The organism is Vreelandella olivaria (assembly GCF_023507745.1).
GTDB lineage: Bacteria > Pseudomonadota > Gammaproteobacteria > Pseudomonadales > Halomonadaceae > Vreelandella > Vreelandella olivaria_A.
Window position 1 is genome coordinate 1 of the sequence record NZ_JALPZO010000058.1, and the last position, 698, is coordinate 698.

Here is a 698-nt window from a genome sequence, read left to right on the forward strand (position 1 = left end):
CCGTTAAACAGGTGGTAGAGCGTGGCCATCGAGTTGCCGAGGTCGCTGAGCGTTTGGGCGTGTCAGGCCACAGCTTGTACCACTGGATCAAACGCTACGATAAGCCGGTAGAACAACGGCAAGAAGACGATGATCTCCAAGCTGAAAACCGTCGTTTAAAGGCTGAATTAAAACGCGTATCAGAAGAGCGAGATATATTAAAAAAGGCCACCGCGTACTTCGCCAGAGAGTCCGACTGAGGTACGCGTTTATTCAAAAGCATGCGAGCCAATATCCGATACGGCGCTTGTGCCGCATGATGGCCGTGCATCCTAGTGGCTACTATGCATGGTGTAAAAAAGCACTGTCTAATCGAGACCGGGATGATCAGCGTCTATTGGGATTGATCAAGCATGCGTGGCTTGAAAGTGGCGGTGTATATGGCTATCGCAAGGTCTATCAGGATTTGCGTGAGGCTGGCGAAGCCTGCGGTAAGCACCGAGTGGCCCGCCTGATGTGTAGGGAAGGTTTACGCTCTCAGACGGGCTATCGACGACGCCCTGGCTGCTATGGCGGCGGAAAACCGGCTGTTGTATCACCCAACCATTTAGACCGTCAGTTTGAAGTAACAGCGCCCAATGTTGCTTGGGTGACGGACATTACATTCATCCGAACGTACGAAGGCTGGCTTTACTTAGCGGTGGTGATCGACCTGTTTT

1 pseudogene is annotated in these 698 nt (G+C 52.1%); it reads left to right on the forward strand.

The features are described from left to right. Window positions 1-698, forward strand: a pseudogene (locus HP566_RS04425) (IS3 family transposase); the annotation flags it as partial.